We start from the raw sequence: 16,141 nt of genomic DNA, 5'->3' as shown, positions 1-16,141 counted from the left end.
TAACTTCCGGAAGCCGATTCATGAACCGTTCGATTCGCGGAAATCATTGCAGATTCAAAAAACCTAATGGTCGAAGGCTCCCAAAGAAATCCATTCTCCTCCGGATTTTTTATACCGTAGAATACCCTCCAAAGGCACGATCTCTCCCGTCTTTCCGTCGTACCAACGGGAAGACGACAAATTCGCCAATAAGGAGAACTGGTATAATCTTTCCGCGTCCTGAGGATTTGTGGAATTCCGCATCACCCAACCCACGTATTCCCTATGGTATTTTCCTTCTTGTGCATAATGCACGTAATTGCGGATATCCTCTTTCAACTTTACCCTTGCGTTAAACGGAACATAGAGCAGCTCAACGTTTCCGTCGGGACCTGCTTCCCGTATTTTAACGGGAACTCCGCATTCCATACCTTCCACAGTGCCGAAAAGAGAGAGTCCCTTCTGTAAATCCGATTTACTCCGCTGATTTCCGATCTCTCCTCCGCAGGAGATCAGAAAAATCAATATATAAATCCCGATTCTTTCCGCTTTACTGAATTTTCGCCCGGACATAGATTCCTCCTCAATGTTTTCCCGGAACTAAAGGAGTGTTCCTTCTTTCGTAAAGAATGTATGCTTCCAACGCGATCATCTTAGGATCGTCGTAGGCCAGGCGTTTCCCTTGGAGAGGGTTTTCGATGCACCAATTGATCATTTCCCTTAAAGTGGAAACCTTTCCGATCTGCTTTTGGAATTTAGGATAAGTCTCCGGATGAGTGTTGGTCGCATTGGGATGGCACATCGCGCATTGCACCGTATTTCCTCCCAACTCGGGTCCGTGAAAAAGTTTTTCTCCCGTCTTCACGGTTTCCATAAAGGCCGCGTTCCATTTTTCCTCGTTGCCTTTATTCCAATCATCCCCGAAAACCAAGGAGACGCTTACCGCAAGAAGGAATACGGGAAATGCCAGTCGAATCGTTTTACCGATATTCCTTTTCTTATCGAATCCGTTTAAATCATTCATAAGAATCTCCTAATAATGTGTCTGGGGAAGAATCCTAGACTCCAATTTCTGGTAGGTGGAATCCACCGGATGCCCCTGAGAATCGTCGTATTTCACCACCCGATCCTGATTTTCCCAAAGTTTATAATGCATCTCTTCCCTGGCATTGTCCATGTTCACGAACGCCCAACCAGTGCCGTCCCTTTCATGAAAAGGATCCTGACGATTCATGAATACGGTCATCTTAGGAATATAATTAGGTTCCTGTTTGTAACTTTCCGGATAAGGCCAAGGCCAAGCCGTGGACATCAATGCGTAAAAGCTGATATTCTTGATTTGGTTATATAGAACCTGATGCACATGTCCGTGAAAAACGGTGACGTTATCGAACCTTCGAAGAACGGACTGGATTTTTTCCGCATCGTCCGTCCAAAAATTCCAAGGCTTATAAATCTTATAAAGAGGAGAATGGGACAGGATGATCAACGGCGTTCCGCTCTTCAACGCTTCCAAATCCTTTTCCAACCAGGAGATTTGTTCTTCGCCCACCATAAAAGGAGATCCGTTGGGGTTATCCAAGCGGGCCATCTCGTTCATCCTTTCTGCAGGAGTCTTCCATCTATTGATCCAAGTATCGTAGGTAAGAATACTATTCAGGACCACGAAGTGGACGCCTTTATGATCGAAGGAATAGTTCAACTTGCTGATCTTATCCTGCCAATACGCTCCCAAATCCAAATAATAGTCGTGTTCCCCTATCACATATTTCACGGGAACTTTCAACTTGGAAAGAAGCTCCATCCCGTGATCCAGCTCCTCCCTTTTTCCAAGCTGTGCCAGATCCCCGCCGAATACCGCGAAATCGGGACGAGGAAACATGAGATTCACCGTTTCGATCGCCTTTAAAAGCCCGCTATCGAAATTTCGAACGAAATTATTTCCTTTAATATGCGTTAGGTGAGGATCGGAGATGAAGGCAAAGGTAAATTTCTCATGAGTACCCTTTCCTCGTCCGCCCCCGCAGGCGATCTCTACGAGGCTCATGGGCACGATGCTTGCCGCGAATAAACCTCCCGCTCCCCTCAAAAAATCCCCTCTGCTGAATTTTCCCTCTTTCATTTCCCCACTCCTCCGATTTTCGTTCGGACCTTTCCTTATTTAGGCAGACTCGGTAGACGCGAACTGGTTAAGGACTTCAAAAAAGCGACGAGATCGGCCTTCTCTCCGGCGCTTAGGCCGAGAGGTCGAATCCCGCTCGCCAAAAAGGGATTCGATTCTCCTCCCTTATCGTATAATGCGATTACCTGCTCCAAACTCGTGAGACTTCCGTCGTGCATATAAGGAGCAGTGAGAGCGATATTACGTAGTGAGGGAGTCTTGAAGGCACCAAGGTCCTCGTTCTGCCCCGTCACGGAAAATCTCCCGAGTTCCGAAGATTCCAAGTTCGTAAGAATCTCCTCGTCGGAACTCGAGGTCGCTCCCGGAGACTCCGAACGTTTGCGTAGGATCTCCTCCAATTTCGGTTGGATACGCTTGAAGCCGACTCCCAGATTATGGAATTTATCGTCGGTAAAGATCGCATTCTTCTCTCCGATCATATGACAGTCCTGGCAACGTCCCTTGCCTAGATACACGTCCAGACCTCGGATGGCCGAATCGGAAAGAGCCTTGGGATCGTTTCCATAACGGTATCTATCGAAGGAAGAATCTCCCGAGATAATCGTTCTCTCGAAAGAAGCGATTGCCATTGCCACCCGATCGATATCGATGGAATCCTTTTCGATTCCGAATACGGTACGGAATCTATAAACGTAATCCTCGTCGGAACGGACTATTTTGAGCAGATCTTCATGACTGGATAAGCCGTGTTCCACGGGATTCAGTAAAGGATCCTTGGACTGCCCCTCCAAATCTCCCCTTCGTCCATCCCAAAATTGTGTCTTATAGAATGCTGCATTCAAAACAGAGGGAGCGTTTCTAGTTCCTGTAAGATTTTTGATTCCTTTCGAGACCTTAAGTCTATCCGTAAATGCAAGATCCGGTTTGTGACAAGTAGCGCAAGAAACCGTTCCATCCGCACTAAACCGAGTATCCGAATATAATTTTGCGCCCAAAAGAATCTTATCCTTGGACTGAGGATTGTTCTTAGGAATGGGAAGATCGGGAAGACCTAATATTCCGGTGGATTCATAAATAAATTCCGCGGCAGCGCCTTCTTTCTTTTGCTTATCGCAAGCAAGTAAAATGAACTCCGCAAGCAGGATACAAAATAAAACCGATAAAATCCGATACAGTCTTGGCACTTGCATAATAGTAACACGATAAGAGTTCTAAATTTAGAATAATTCTTATAGCAACGCAAGTCAATAGAGGAGATGCAAAAAATGTTAGTTTAAAGAAAATTTTATAAAAAATTAAAATAACAGCATGAAACATATAAAACATTCGCTATATATAACATATGAATATATACGTTATCCTAAATCTACTGCCAATAAGTCTCCCCGTCCACAAATAAGAATCCGTTTTATTCTTAAATCGAACAGCTCCTACATTATACATGTGTATCCCTTATAACAGAAAACGCTACACAACCTGGAAGGACTACTCATTCGACTTTCAAAAAGCAAACGCTTCCAATTCGACATCCAACCCTCAAAAAGAATATTATGATTTATTTATATACAATTCCGTCCATGAATACTTCGACAACGATCCTATGCTCTAATCCCCAAATCCAAACCGAACACACTCCCTAAGAGTTCCGCCAAGGGTCATCCGTCCCGCAAATCCATTATACGAATGCACAATGGATCATGCGAATCCCTGTAATTTCTCACTGTTCTTCCATTATTAGAGATGAAAATCCGTTATTACGGATATAATTTCCGGCATGTCAAACAGCATTTTACAGAAAGAATCAAGCAAAGTTCATAAGGAAGTGATCGAGGCCAACCAAAAGTACGTCTCTGAATTCGGGAAAAAAGGGGAATTGCCCCTCCCCCCGGGCAGGAGTTTCACAATTCTCACCTGCATGGATGCAAGACTAGATCCCGCAAAATACGCGGGACTCTCCGAAGGGGACGCACACGTTATCCGAAACGCAGGAGGAAGAGCGAGCGACGACGCAATCCGCTCCTTGATCATTTCGTATAAACTTTTAGGCACCAAAGAATTTTTCGTAATCCATCATTCGGATTGCGGTATGCAGCTATTTACGGATCCGATCATACGCAACCTTCTCGCGAAAAGCCTGAAGACCGCCACAGTAGACGCGAACGGATGGAGAAACTTGGAAGAATCGGGAGGTTCTGACGAGGCAAAATACATTCCATTCCTGACTTTCGAAGATTTGGAGAAAAGCGTGATCGACGATGTGAAAAGAATCAGAAATCATCCTTTGATTCCGAAAGATATTCCCATCTACGGATATTATTACGACGTCAAAACCGGAAAACTCGTGGAAGTGGGAGAAGCCACGAAAATCGGAAGAGCGACCTAATTTGAAAATCGATTAGAATCTTCTCCACTCTAAATTCCGCACACGGTATCCCATCCCCTCAATCGGATGCCGTGTGCGGAATCTCTTTTGTTCAGAACGAAAAAAGTTTCATATGCGGACGGAATAACCGAAAGACCAGATGATACTATGCAAAGGAATCTTCTGCTCCAAATGATGATTCACTAACGCTTGCTTGAGGTTAGGATCCAGATTCGAATTCTCTATCGCATTCAGCATATAACTATTCGTGAGCCCGTAGCCCTTGGAAGGATCCGCGGTTAGACCGTCTCCGGAATTGGAAGTCAGCGGTTGCACCCAAGTGGCTCCCGGAACCGTTCCTATATTCTGAGCCCCCACCGAATTCGGATAATAATAGTTATTATCTATCATATAAGTATTCGGCCGATACACGTCGGTAACCGAAAGAAAGAAGGCGAGATACCGCACGACTACCTTGTAATCTATATTCTTAAAGCCGGACCGTTTATCTATATTATCGTTGTAATACTGATAACCGAAATCCACTCCTGGCTGGACCCTGAAATCCTTAGTTATCTCGTACTCGTGGTGCATGGAGAAACGGTGGAACATGCTTCCGTTAAACCCGTTCGTAGGATATCCGGATTCCTGGTCCTTCTCTCCTCCTATGCTCGAACCGCCGATCCTTTCGGAAGTATAGCGAATATTATACGCGTAAGTAGGATTCACATATTTGAATACTGGCAAAGCCCAACCTACTCCGATCAGTCCCAAAGCGAAGCTAGGCTGACTACTGGAGACGTAAATCCAAGATACATTCCAATCTCCTATCCTAGATGTAGACCATTTATAATTCACTACGGTAGCAACAAGTTCTCTGAGTCCCGTAGGCTCTTTTCTCTTACGATACGTATTCGAATCCTGGATAGCGGTTTCCGCGTCTACTCCGGGACCGTAAGGTCTGGATTGGTACACGCCGTCCACGTCTCGATTGGTTCTCGAAGTTAGAGGAGAAGAATCCCTTACGGTAAGAGTCAATCCTTCCAGAGGAGTTTGGATATTTGCCGACGTATCCAAAATAAGAGATCCGGGAACGCTGGAATACGATACATCGTTTCTACGTGCGTATCCGTTTCCGAATAAACTGTTCCCGTTGATGAAGATATCGTTGGTTAGGGATTGGGTCCAAATCAAATCGAAATGTTTCTTCGGTCCGGGACCGGGAATCGTAGCGATTTTATCGCCGGGAGCGAGCTCCTCCGATTTAGTAATCGCTTCTATATCGGATTTGCGAATACGGACCGGAATCGAATCCTCTAAACTGAAAATATAGGAATCTTCCGCTTCCTTTTCCATTTTCAGGTTTTTAAGAATCTTTCCAGACTTCAATTTTACCTCGTCTCCAAGCACTTCGGAAAAACCGAAAGCGGAAAGACTCAGGATAGAAAATACTTTCAGAGCATGATGGAATGTTTTCGTCGCGTCCAAGGCAATCCTCCTACAAAGCCCCTTCTCTTCATGCAGGAATCACCTGTAAGAAGCCTTAGGGAAGCTTTGCTATATAGTTCAATACTTTTTGAACTTCAAAACTTAGAAAGTGCTTGTCAATCTTTTGTTCAAATATTATTGAACTAATAGGAGGAATTGTCGAAAAAAAGCACATGTCCAAAATTCCACCCCATCCGGGCCCGGACCAGATCGAGCTTTCCTCGATCTTCGAAGCAGTAAGCGATCCGATCCGTCGTAAAATTCTATTGAAACTATCGGAACTAGGAGAAGCGAATTGCTCCACGTTTCTGATCTACGCTCCCAAAACGAATATCTCCTATCATATCTCTAAATTGAGAGAAGCGGGAATCACACATACCCGCTTGGAAGGAACACAAAAGTTTCTAACCATAAGAAGCGAAGACTTGGAGAAAAAATTTCCGGGTCTTTTAGAGACGATTTTAAGAAGCGCCAGACTAGAAGAATCGGAAGCCCAACACAAGCCCTGATCCTTTCCTGTTATTTCGAGCTTCTCATCAAATCCAACCCTTGGGCCACGCTGACCTGGGGCAAATAACCCAATTCCGACTTGGCCTTATCTATACGAATGGTGCATTCTCTTCCCATGATATCGATAGGAAACCGCATCATGGGAGGTTCTTTAAGAATTCCTAAAATTCTCCAGATACCTTCCACTAAATAAGCGAGAGCGCTCGCAATGAATCCCGGAACTGACTTTGTAGGAAGAATGAGTCCTTGGGTGCCAAGCATGGCCGTTAAAAAGGAACGGACAGTCTGCACCTCGTCGTCCGTGATGAAATAGATTTGTCCGGCCTTGCCTTTCGTAAGCGCAAGCTCCGTCGCATGCACTAGATTGGGAATGCAAGTGACGGAAGTCTTGGCTCTGCCACCGTCTATCCAGAGGAATTTTCCCTCTTGCACCATCTTTTTGACCACTGGAAGAACGGAAGTATCTCCTGGCCCCCAAACCAAACGGGGGCGCAGAACGATCGTTTCGAAACCGGGAGAATTGGCGGCGACCACTCTCCTTTCCGCTTCCGCCTTGGTTTCGCTATAAAGATACGGAGTGTGCTTCGGGTAAGGATAAGACTCGTCGATATCGATCATGTCCTGGCCGTAGAACAATGCGGCTTCCGTTCCCATATGGATGAATCTTTTCACTCCCGCTTCCTTGGCCACGGAAATCAGATGAGAAGTTCCTTCCACGTTCCCATCCCAAAAATCTTTGCGAGTCCCCCAGGGACCGACGAAAGCGGCGCAGTGTATTATAATCTCCGTTCCTTTTAGATCCTCGGGACGAATCGAAGAAAGGTCCCCTCTGACTATTTCCAATCCTTGGGAACGCAAAGAAACATCCGTTTTTTCCGTACGAGAAAGAACTTTTACCTGATGCTTCCTTTGCAGATGTCGAGCGATCGCTCCTCCCACAAAGCCGGAAGCACCGGTGACAAAAATCTTCATATATTCTCCTATGGAAACTGCATCTTACGGGAGTCGCCACAGTAGAAGAATTTACAATCCCATCGATTTCGTCTTCCTAAATCGTAAGAGAAATAAATAATCCTGGAAAAGAATTAGAAGTATTTTGCGACCGCAAGAAAAAGAAAGCCGATTCCAGCATGCAGGACAAGATCCATTTGGTTTGGGAGACCATGGATTTACGGAGATCCGCAATACTCTCCTGCAATTTGGCCTGTCCCGCATACAATCGCGAGATTTCACGGTATACCTCCGACAATTTTTCATGGATTCCGGCAAAGCCTGCCTGCATCTCTGCTCGCAATTCGGCGATTGCCACCCAGAGTTTGCCCGTTTCTTCCATCAGTCTTTTTTCGAATTTATCGTTTATGGATTCTTTCATATTCTTTTTACCTACCGCATGAACTCGATTCAAAAGATCCACTAAAGAAGCTGTCCCTTCCTCTCCCAGAGAATCGCGGAGAGATTTCGGGACGACAGTAATAGTTTCCGGATCGTATGACATAGAATAAAACCTCCTAATGAAGAAGCGATCAATCGAAAATCGCATCTCCTAAAAAGGGCCGGGTCCTGGGGAAAGGATTATGGTTACGTTTTTTATAATATTCTTCTAAGAAATTTTCGAAAACTTATTCCGGAATTCCTATTCCATCAGTAATGTTCGGAATGTAAATTCCTTGACTCTCATAGAATTTAAAGTATTTAAAATCTATTTTTACTTATGTTTCGACCGAATGCAAATTTAGTATCATCTTCTTTTCAGAAGTTACGTTCTATAGCGGGAAATGTTTGCGTCTTAACATTTCTTTTTTCTGCGGATATATATGCGGAGGATGATTCCAAGAGGGAAGAAAGGAATCCGAAACAAAGATTCGAGCTTTTATTAAAGAGACAAACCTACCAATTCGTTCCCTATAATTATACTTCATACTCGGAAAGAACGAACCCGAATAGTAGCGTTCAAACCGAGCATTTACAACAAAACCGAAAAGTACTCGTTCCCGCAGTACTCAGCTATGAGAATTATGAAAAGAATTACAGAATCGAGACCGGTTACTACGAAGTAGAGTTAGTCAACCCCAATTCGAACGTAATTCGCACCGATACAAGAGGGATATCGGCGGAAAGATTCTATTATGCACCTGTAGCAAGATCCGAATTCGAAATCAACGGTTACAAGATTCTATCCGTAACGAAAGACTGGAATCTATATCTTGGCGGAGGGATTCGTAATATAAATAAATATACTTACGGCTATTATCTGTTAGACGGCGCCTTCCAGGAATATTTTTACACCTACGGCCCCCAGGCCTCTTTTCAAAGCAGATATCGATTCTATGAGAATATCACTTTCGCGTTCGGATTGGACGGCTTTTATACGGAAGGAACCAGGTTTTTTCGGAATCCTACCTTCTCTCCCTCTTCCATCACATTAACCAACGGTAGTGCGGGAACCAGAGGCATCTATAGAGGATTCGAGGCGGAAGTATCCTTGCAGTATCAATTTCATGAAAATATGAAATTTCAAATCGGATACAATCAAATCTCCTCCTATTTCAGCTATCTGCATTTCGACCAAATCAATGCGAAACTAGATTTTTCGAATCCAAGTATCTGGACGATTTCGAACGCTTCTAAAAGCGGAAACTACGAGATACTAAAGGGGTTCTTTCTGGGTTTTTCCGTCCTGTTTTAAGGCGAAAGGTTCCCTTGTATGACCCACAACGAACACATTTCCGAGTTGTCCTTCCTTCGAAAATCTTCTATACAGAGTATCCCGGTTCGATAGACTGAACTGGACTAAGTCAATGAGATTTCCGGGAATCATCTTTTTTCTCATTCTTACCTTCGGAGGTTGCCTATCCTCCGAAGATTCTTATTCTCCCGAAGTAAAACAAGGAATTCTGGATTTACGAGGTTGGAACTCCAACAATTTTCCCTCCGTTCCCTTGGACGGAGAATGGGAATTTACGGACGGACTAACGGATCCGAATACAGTCTCTTTAGGAGAAGGAAGCGGAACTATTTCGGTTCCGGATTCCTGGAATCGATTTCGGACAGGAGCCAAGGAACACGGAGGAGAAGGTGTAGGAACTTATCGTATCCTCATTCTACTCGATCGAAATCTGCCCCCGCTGGCTTTACAGTTAGGCGATATTTCCACCGCTTACAAGTTGTATGCAAACGGAATACTCCTACACGAGAACGGAAAAGTGGGAACGAGCAAAAAGGAAATGCTGCCTTCCTACAAACATCCGATCGTTTTCCTTCCGGAAGGAACGGACAAACTGGATCTTCGATTCCAAGTATCCAATTTTTATCATATAACCGGAGGAATTCGAAAGTCCCTATTCATAGGCCCGGCACTTTCCGTATTCGAATCCAAAAAATGGGAAGCCTCGCTGGGTTGGATGGTATTCGGCTCCACCTTTCTTATGGGGCTTTATCATTTAATACTTTTCGCAATGCGAAGAGTGGACAAATCCGCGATCTGGTTCGGACTTTTCTGCATAGATGTGAGCCTGAGGGGATTCTTCACCGGTTCCGTTTTCATATACGAAACTTTCCCGGATGTGTATTGGATACTGATCCATAAGCTGGACCTTTTGACTACGGTCGTTTCTCTCCCTCTATTTTCCAGGTTTCTGCATTCCGTTTTTCCCCAGGAATTCTCTCCGATCTTCGATAGAATATTTCTATGGATAGGGGCGATATTTGCGGCGATAGTAATCGCGCTTCCTTCTACGATTTACATGAATCTGATACGAATCTTCCAGCTCTGCCTGGGAGCCTCCACATTGTATTTCGCGGCGGTCATGATTCGATGTCTGTTTCGCAAAAGAGAAGGGTCCTTACTTTTTACCATCGGGGCCCTCATCCTATTCTTCACGACGATTAACGATATTCTAAATCAAACTCTTATAATAAAGACGAGCTACCTTGCGAACTGGGGGCTTCTCGCTTTCCTATTCTCCCAGACAGTAATGCTATCCATGCGCTTTTCCAACGCATTCGTAAGATTGGAGGAATTGCAAAAATCCCTGGAGAATAAGGTGACGGAAAGAACGAAGGAATTGGCGGAAGCCAAGATCGCCGCCGAAGATGCGAATTCCCTTAAGGACACTTTCATTTCCCTAGTCACACACGACCTTCGGTCCCCCATTGCGACTGTAATAGGCGTTTTGCAACTCATCAAAAACGACTACGATAAATTGGACGACAAATCCATCCTGGAATGGATGGACAGAGCGGAACAAACTTCCGCACAATCCTTGGAAATGATCTCCACTCTTTTGGATCTGAACCGTCTTCGTTCCGGCTCATTCCATCTGGAAAACAGCATGATCTATGTGTATCCGGAAGTGGAAAGGGTCGTCTCCAAGCTTTGGAGCCAGGCTCAGTCCAAGAATATCCGTATCGAGAACCGAATTCCGAGCGACGCTAGAATGAATGTGGACCGTTCCCTTCTCGCAGAAATCTTCATTAACCTATTATCCAATGCGATTAAGTTTTCCAGAGAAGGAGATTCGGTTCAGATCGAATTCTACTCTCGTCCGGACGCCGTGGAATTCGTGGTTAAAGACACCGGTGTCGGAATTCCAAAGGAAATGATTCCGAATTTATTCTCCACCGAAGTGAAATCCACCCGGTTGGGCACCATGAACGAAACCGGAACGGGCCTCGGGTTGCCTTTGGTGTATAGTATCATCAAGGCCTACCACGGAGAAATCAGCGTAGAATCGGAGATCCAAAAAGGAACGTTGTTTAGATTTACCATACCGCAACCCCAGGCGGGAGACCTTAGATCCTAATCCGGAGATCCATTACAAATATCGCAATTATCGCAACGGGTGAATTTTGCGTCGAAATATTCGTATACGAATTCCCTACGACAGACTTCGCTTTTCAGATACATCAGCATCTTGTACAATCGATTTTGAGCGGCCTTCTTTTTATCTTCCAAGAGTTTCGGATCCGAAAGAGTTTCAGGAAGAATATTCCGTAATCTCAAATTCCCCCTCTCCGTCTCTCCGCTTGTCACTCCGTGGCGATCGAATAGATTCAGAACCGTCTGCAATCTATGATCCCCTCGATTCTTATGCACGACTCTGGCTTGCAGGTCTTCGTAACTCAAAGAGGAAAGAGCTTCTCCCGTATGTTTCATAGTCTGGTATACTCTGGAAAAAAAGGCCGAGTCCGGATTTTGCCATTCGATAAAATCCATCAGTACAGCAAGATCGTCCTGATTATAGAAAAGCAAACATTCGGAAGGTTCTCCGTCCCGTCCCGCTCTACCGATTTCCTGATAATAGGACTCCAAAGAAGAAGGCAGTTCCGCGTGAATCACTCTTCGGATATCCGGTTTATCCACACCCATCCCGAACGCATTCGTCGCGAGTAAGAGTTGATCCTTGGATTTCAAAAAGGATTCCTGGATTCTCTTTCTCTTTTCCGGAGGCAATTGTCCATGGTAAATCCGATACGGAATCTTTTCTAGATCCAAGGCTTCTCCGAAACTTTCCAGATTTTTGATCAAATTGAAATAGACTATGGTGTTCTTTCTTTCTCCCTTCAACAAGGAAAGGATCTCTTTTCTCTTGGAAACAGGATCGGGAAAACTTCTGGCCTCCAAATACAAATTCGGCCTGCATATCCCTTCGTCGAAAATTTCCGTTTCGGATTCGGAAATTCCGATCTGTCGTAGGATGTCGCTCCGGATCTCCTTTGTGGCGGTAGCGGTCAAAGCCATCGTAGTGGGAAATTTTAGAATTTTACGAAATTCGGAAATTTTGGAGTAATCGGGACGGAAATCGTGCCCCCATTGGCTGACGCAATGGGCTTCGTCCACGGCCAAGAGGGAAACTTTACGATTTTGGAATATTTCCAAAAAGGCGGATTTACGGAATCTCTCCGGAGATACGTATAGTATCTTATAATTTCCCTGCTTTAAATTTTCATAACGCAGAACCCTTTCCTCTGCCGATAAGGAGGAATTGACGAACTCTGCGTCGATTCCGAAACGCTTCAACTTGTCCACCTGGTCCTGCATTAGAGCGATGAGAGGCGAAATCACGATCGTCAACCCTTCGGATAATAACGCGGGAATCTGGTAACATACGGATTTTCCCATACCCGTGGGCATGATCACAAGCGAGTGTTTTCCCTCCATAGTGCGGGTTATGATATTTTCCTGAGAACCTCGGAAGGCGGAAATTCCGAAAAGAGTTTTACATTCCGCAAGGGAAGACATGAATCCAGGATTCCCGGGCTCTTTGAAATGGGAAGCGATTTCGAAATTTCCTTCTAACAAGAAGATACGATGAAAAAAGCCCCGCCCTTCCCGCTATTTCGAGAAAGACGAGGCCCAATCCAAGGTAGAATCTATTTTTATCTAATCCTTATTTAGGGAGTCTCCGCGCAGTAGATACTCGTGTATCGATTGCTTTGCACGGTATGCTGAATGCAATAATTCTCCACCGGCGGCGGATTATTGGTCGGGTAATAATACGTAGCGGAAGTGGAAGTCAAATCCGCAGAAGTATAATCCCATGAATAGAAACTCTGATCCTGTCTTACTAGAATTCCGCAGGCCCAGCCTTCTCCCCAATAATCGTAAACGACCCTTCTATATATCCCGCTAAAGGTTCCGGAATTCGTTCTATGATATCCGGCAGGACAAGAAGCGCTAGGGTTCGTTCCGTTATTGAATACCGCATTCGAATAGGCTCCGCAACTGTGATTGTTACAGTTCTGTGTTTCCACTGCGGATCCGGCACATCCTTGCGTAGGATCCAAACAGATTCTGGATCTTGTTTGGTTACCCCAACCGCACTTCACGCTGCAAGAACTCCAGCTCGTAAATGTTCCCCAACCGGAAATTCCTTCCAAAGTTTTGGCGCTTAAAGGTCCGGTCCAAGAACTCTTATTTCCTACGTCGTCGTAAGCGATGATACAGAAATTATAAACCGTATTCTGTAATAGTCCGCCTACGATAAAGCTCACAGCCTGTCCAGGAACGTAATTATTCAGATTCGGATAACGCACATCCGGAGCGGCGTCGCATTCCGCGGTCGTGGATATCGGCGAGAGGGAAACCCCGATTTTGTAATTGGAGACCGTACCTACCATTCCGTCATCCCCTACATTGTACCAACTTACTTGAATCTGATCCAAGGAAATCGGAGCGGCAGATCTGCTGGAAACGGGATCCGGATTGATACTATCCAAATCCAAAGCGTTGATCACCACAGTATCTATTCCCAATCGGGCTCCTCCGAAACAGGTTCCGGGATCGTCCGTAAAGGAAAGTTCCAACATATATTGACCAACCACATCCGGAACGAAGGAAGCGGATAATTGGTTACGATTCGTGATGTTCGTATCCAAAAGAGCCGATCCCAACGGACGAGAGACGAATCTCCATTGGTAAATGTAGTTGGATTGGTTCGCAGTACAGATTCCTTTGTCAGGATCCGAAGAAGCGGTTCCGTTCAAATTCACCACTTGGGAAATCATCCGATTCAATTGATCGGGGCCCGCATCCACTACGGGTGCCTTATTCCCCATACGGGTTCTTGCGGAAACGGTTCCATTCCAACTGCTTCGATTGCTGACCTCGTCATATGCCCTAACACAGAAATAATATCTGGTGTCTTCGGAGAGATCGCTTACTCTAAAGTTAATAGTGGTCCCGGAAGCGATCCCGAAAATAGCATTCTGAATCGAAACTGCACCATCACAATCGTTGTCGGTGTTGATCACATTCGTAGACTTACGAATATCGTAGGCTGCTGCGATTCCGACATTCCCATCATCGCCTACCGCAGTCCAAGACAGATCCACTACGGTATCGTTCACTACGGTAACGCTTAGATTGGTGATATTTCCCGGACGGGAAAGATCCGGAGTCGCCGGAGTGGTAGCCTGAACGGTACCGGTCCAAGAGCTTCTATTGCCGTTCCAATCGAATGCACGGATACAATAGTAATAACTTGTATTCGGAGAATGACCGTTAATATCCAATACTTCCGGTAAACCCGCATTTTTAGGAATCAGAGTATGCGCTATTGCCGGAGCCGCATCGCACTGTAAGTTAGTCGTAATCGCGGACGTAGAACGACGGATCTCATAAGCGGCGGCCCTTCCTGCGGCACTATCGTTTCCGGGAGCAGTCCAACGCAGTCGAATCTGAGTGAAAGTCATAGCAGTAGCGCTCAAATCCGTGATACCGCTCGGTGCGACGGAATCCACAACGGTCACCCTGGTTGTGGTATTCAGGTTACCTATGGTTGCGGTAACTCCCGCGAGCCCCGGAGCGTTCGCGTGCAAAGTAGAACCGGTAAGAGTTCCTACCGGAGATCCGTTCACCGAATTTCCAGTAACATTCAATGTAGGAGCAACGAATCTAGGTTGACCTGCGAAAGAAGCGGTAACGGCAAACGTCACATTCTCCCCGACGTCCATACGCAAAGTGCCCGGAATCAAAGTCAAGCTATCGATGGGAGGATTCACCTCTCCGTTAGGAGTTTTGTCGGCGATATTAGGAATGCCGTCCCCGTCCGTATCCGGAAAGACCGCCGCATTCGGAGAAGCCGCGCTATTCGGATTGAATCCGTTGTCCACTTCCCAAGCATCCAGATAACCGTCGTTATCTTGGTCCGTCTTGTATCCTGTCGTGTAAGTAAAATTCTGCGCATCCGCCGGATAATTGAAGAGTCCCCCGGTAGGATGACTGGAGTTGTTTCCGTAAGAATCCACCGCAAGAACTTGCATCTGTACTCCGCCCATAATCATGGACTCGTACGGAATATTCGCGCTGTACCAATTTCCGGATTCCGGAGCCATAGGAATCGCGACTGCCGTTCCTCCCGCACTTCCGGTAAGCAGATATACCTGCATGGAATCACCGTCCGGCTCTATGATCCGAGTCCGAACCATATAAGGAAGGTAGGAACAATTCGGTTTAAAATAATAGAATGCTCCGAGGATATTAGGCGCGTTGTTTCCCGCGGGAGGAGTTCCGGCACCGAATACGGAGAAGGTGCGAGTGCGCAATGTCACCTTATCACCGCTTACCGAAGTGTGGCTCGCATTCCATCCTCCGATAATTCTTCCCGAATTATCCTCTTCCGGAGTTTGACTCAATACGAAACCTTGGGACTTCTTGCGACTTAGATTCAGGGAGTTTACCTTATCCGAATCCAATGTGATGGTTATGGTAACGTCCTTTTTGAACTTATAAGACGGAGTGATTTCATACAACGGAGTCGTAGGAAAATATCCGGTGGGGAGAGCGTCCGTATTAGGAACGTACTTCGTGATTTCGAAAGTCTTTTCCTCGTCCATCGCCCCGGAGGGAATGAAAACGGAAAAGAGCCCGTCCGAAGAAGAGATCGTGTTTCCGGACGGACCGGAGCTACCACTACCTGCAAAAATTCCCGCCTCTTTTATGGAAAGGGAAGCCAAATGGGACCCGCCATTTCCGAAACCCGGAATCTGTTTTAACCAAGAGCAACCGGCCAAGACGGAAACGAACGCCACGGCCAACCCGAATCGACATAGCGAAACGCGCATAGAAATATCCTCCAAATCTAGTATTTCACTTAACGTGCTTTATTTTGAATTCAGGGGATATAGCCCGAAAACGTTATTGCTGAGCCAAAAATTCATTAGAATCGGGATTTTTTTTC

13 protein-coding genes are annotated in these 16,141 nt (G+C 45.6%); 4 read left to right on the top strand and 9 right to left on the bottom strand.

All coding sequences use genetic code 11. The features are described from left to right. Window positions 1-63: 63 nt before the first annotated feature. From LEP1GSC061_RS04470 to LEP1GSC061_RS04455, 4 genes are read right to left on the bottom strand one after another with little or no spacing between them, the layout of a single operon-like run. Window positions 64-552, bottom strand: a complete 489-nt coding sequence (locus LEP1GSC061_RS04470) for a hypothetical protein (protein ID WP_016544394.1) — start codon at window positions 550-552, stop codon at window positions 64-66. Window positions 553-562: 10 nt separating this feature from the next. Further along, window positions 563-1,003, bottom strand: coding sequence for a c-type cytochrome (locus LEP1GSC061_RS04465; RefSeq protein WP_016544981.1), 441 nt, complete (start codon window positions 1,001-1,003; stop codon window positions 563-565). Window positions 1,004-1,012: 9 nt separating this feature from the next. Beyond that, window positions 1,013-2,101 (bottom strand): metallophosphoesterase family protein, encoded by a 1,089-nt coding sequence (locus LEP1GSC061_RS04460; protein ID WP_016545090.1) that lies wholly within the window; start codon window positions 2,099-2,101, stop codon window positions 1,013-1,015. 35 nt (window positions 2,102-2,136) lie between these two features. Continuing rightward, window positions 2,137-3,291, bottom strand: a complete 1,155-nt coding sequence (locus LEP1GSC061_RS04455) for a cytochrome-c peroxidase (protein ID WP_016544289.1) — start codon at window positions 3,289-3,291, stop codon at window positions 2,137-2,139. Window positions 3,292-3,875: 584 nt separating this feature from the next. Here LEP1GSC061_RS04455 and LEP1GSC061_RS04450 point away from each other — a divergent pair. After that, window positions 3,876-4,484: a beta-class carbonic anhydrase gene (locus LEP1GSC061_RS04450; RefSeq protein ID WP_016544464.1), complete on the top strand. Its 609-nt coding sequence runs from the start codon at window positions 3,876-3,878 to the stop codon at window positions 4,482-4,484. Between the two features lie 108 nt (window positions 4,485-4,592). Here the strand turns inward: LEP1GSC061_RS04450 and LEP1GSC061_RS04445 are convergent, their stop codons facing one another. Next, window positions 4,593-5,951, bottom strand: a complete 1,359-nt coding sequence (locus tag LEP1GSC061_RS04445) for a hypothetical protein (protein ID WP_016544416.1) — start codon at window positions 5,949-5,951, stop codon at window positions 4,593-4,595. Between the two features lie 173 nt (window positions 5,952-6,124). On the opposite strand from LEP1GSC061_RS04445, the gene LEP1GSC061_RS04440 reads away from it, so the two are divergent. Further along, window positions 6,125-6,460, top strand: coding sequence for an ArsR/SmtB family transcription factor (locus tag LEP1GSC061_RS04440; RefSeq protein WP_016544310.1), 336 nt, complete (start codon window positions 6,125-6,127; stop codon window positions 6,458-6,460). A 10-nt stretch (window positions 6,461-6,470) separates the two neighbouring features. On the opposite strand, the gene LEP1GSC061_RS04435 is transcribed toward LEP1GSC061_RS04440, so the two are convergent. Both LEP1GSC061_RS04435 and LEP1GSC061_RS04430 read right to left on the bottom strand, forming a co-directional pair. Next, window positions 6,471-7,433, bottom strand: a complete 963-nt coding sequence (locus LEP1GSC061_RS04435) for an NAD-dependent epimerase/dehydratase family protein (protein WP_016544411.1) — start codon at window positions 7,431-7,433, stop codon at window positions 6,471-6,473. Window positions 7,434-7,509: 76 nt separating this feature from the next. Beyond that, window positions 7,510-7,956, bottom strand: coding sequence for an LA_3696 family protein (locus LEP1GSC061_RS04430; protein ID WP_016545011.1), 447 nt, complete (start codon window positions 7,954-7,956; stop codon window positions 7,510-7,512). A gap of 216 nt (window positions 7,957-8,172) precedes the next feature. Between LEP1GSC061_RS04430 and LEP1GSC061_RS04425 the strand changes: the two genes are divergently transcribed. Both LEP1GSC061_RS04425 and LEP1GSC061_RS04415 read left to right on the top strand, forming a co-directional pair. Then, window positions 8,173-9,147, top strand: coding sequence for an LA_2444/LA_4059 family outer membrane protein (locus tag LEP1GSC061_RS04425; RefSeq protein ID WP_016544731.1), 975 nt, complete (start codon window positions 8,173-8,175; stop codon window positions 9,145-9,147). A gap of 112 nt (window positions 9,148-9,259) precedes the next feature. Then, on the top strand, window positions 9,260-11,263 hold the full coding sequence (locus LEP1GSC061_RS04415; protein WP_016545047.1) for a sensor histidine kinase: 2,004 nt from the start codon (window positions 9,260-9,262) through the stop codon (window positions 11,261-11,263). On the opposite strand, the gene LEP1GSC061_RS04410 is transcribed toward LEP1GSC061_RS04415, so the two are convergent. Together LEP1GSC061_RS04410 and LEP1GSC061_RS04405 are read right to left on the bottom strand one after the other, a co-directional pair. Beyond that, complete coding sequence (locus LEP1GSC061_RS04410; protein WP_040508153.1) at window positions 11,260-12,702, bottom strand: RecQ family ATP-dependent DNA helicase; 1,443 nt, start codon at window positions 12,700-12,702, stop codon at window positions 11,260-11,262. The two genes, LEP1GSC061_RS04415 and LEP1GSC061_RS04410, sit on opposite strands and share 4 nt — an antisense overlap. A 152-nt stretch (window positions 12,703-12,854) precedes the next feature. After that, window positions 12,855-16,025, bottom strand: coding sequence for a fibronectin type III domain-containing protein (locus LEP1GSC061_RS04405; RefSeq protein WP_016544235.1), 3,171 nt, complete (start codon window positions 16,023-16,025; stop codon window positions 12,855-12,857). Window positions 16,026-16,141 lie beyond the last annotated feature (116 nt).

The sequence above is a fragment of the Leptospira wolffii serovar Khorat str. Khorat-H2 genome, assembly GCF_000306115.2.
GTDB lineage: Bacteria > Spirochaetota > Leptospiria > Leptospirales > Leptospiraceae > Leptospira_B > Leptospira_B wolffii.
This window is presented reverse-complemented; position numbering and strand designations above follow the sequence as displayed.

Coding starts and splice junctions, on each gene's coding strand:
- LEP1GSC061_RS04410 (WP_040508153.1), bottom strand. CDS start 12,702: ATGTCTTCCCTTGCGGAATGTAAAACTCTTTTCGGAATTTCCGCCTTC.
- LEP1GSC061_RS04465 (WP_016544981.1), bottom strand. CDS start 1,003: ATGAATGATTTAAACGGATTCGATAAGAAAAGGAATATCGGTAAAACG.
- LEP1GSC061_RS04455 (WP_016544289.1), bottom strand. CDS start 3,291: ATGCAAGTGCCAAGACTGTATCGGATTTTATCGGTTTTATTTTGTATC.
- LEP1GSC061_RS04430 (WP_016545011.1), bottom strand. CDS start 7,956: ATGTCATACGATCCGGAAACTATTACTGTCGTCCCGAAATCTCTCCGC.
- LEP1GSC061_RS04470 (WP_016544394.1), bottom strand. CDS start 552: ATGTCCGGGCGAAAATTCAGTAAAGCGGAAAGAATCGGGATTTATATA.
- LEP1GSC061_RS04460 (WP_016545090.1), bottom strand. CDS start 2,101: ATGAAAGAGGGAAAATTCAGCAGAGGGGATTTTTTGAGGGGAGCGGGA.
- LEP1GSC061_RS04450 (WP_016544464.1), top strand. CDS start 3,876: ATGTCAAACAGCATTTTACAGAAAGAATCAAGCAAAGTTCATAAGGAA.
- LEP1GSC061_RS04435 (WP_016544411.1), bottom strand. CDS start 7,433: ATGAAGATTTTTGTCACCGGTGCTTCCGGCTTTGTGGGAGGAGCGATC.
- LEP1GSC061_RS04440 (WP_016544310.1), top strand. CDS start 6,125: ATGTCCAAAATTCCACCCCATCCGGGCCCGGACCAGATCGAGCTTTCC.
- LEP1GSC061_RS04405 (WP_016544235.1), bottom strand. CDS start 16,025: ATGCGCGTTTCGCTATGTCGATTCGGGTTGGCCGTGGCGTTCGTTTCC.
- LEP1GSC061_RS04425 (WP_016544731.1), top strand. CDS start 8,173: ATGTTTCGACCGAATGCAAATTTAGTATCATCTTCTTTTCAGAAGTTA.
- LEP1GSC061_RS04415 (WP_016545047.1), top strand. CDS start 9,260: ATGAGATTTCCGGGAATCATCTTTTTTCTCATTCTTACCTTCGGAGGT.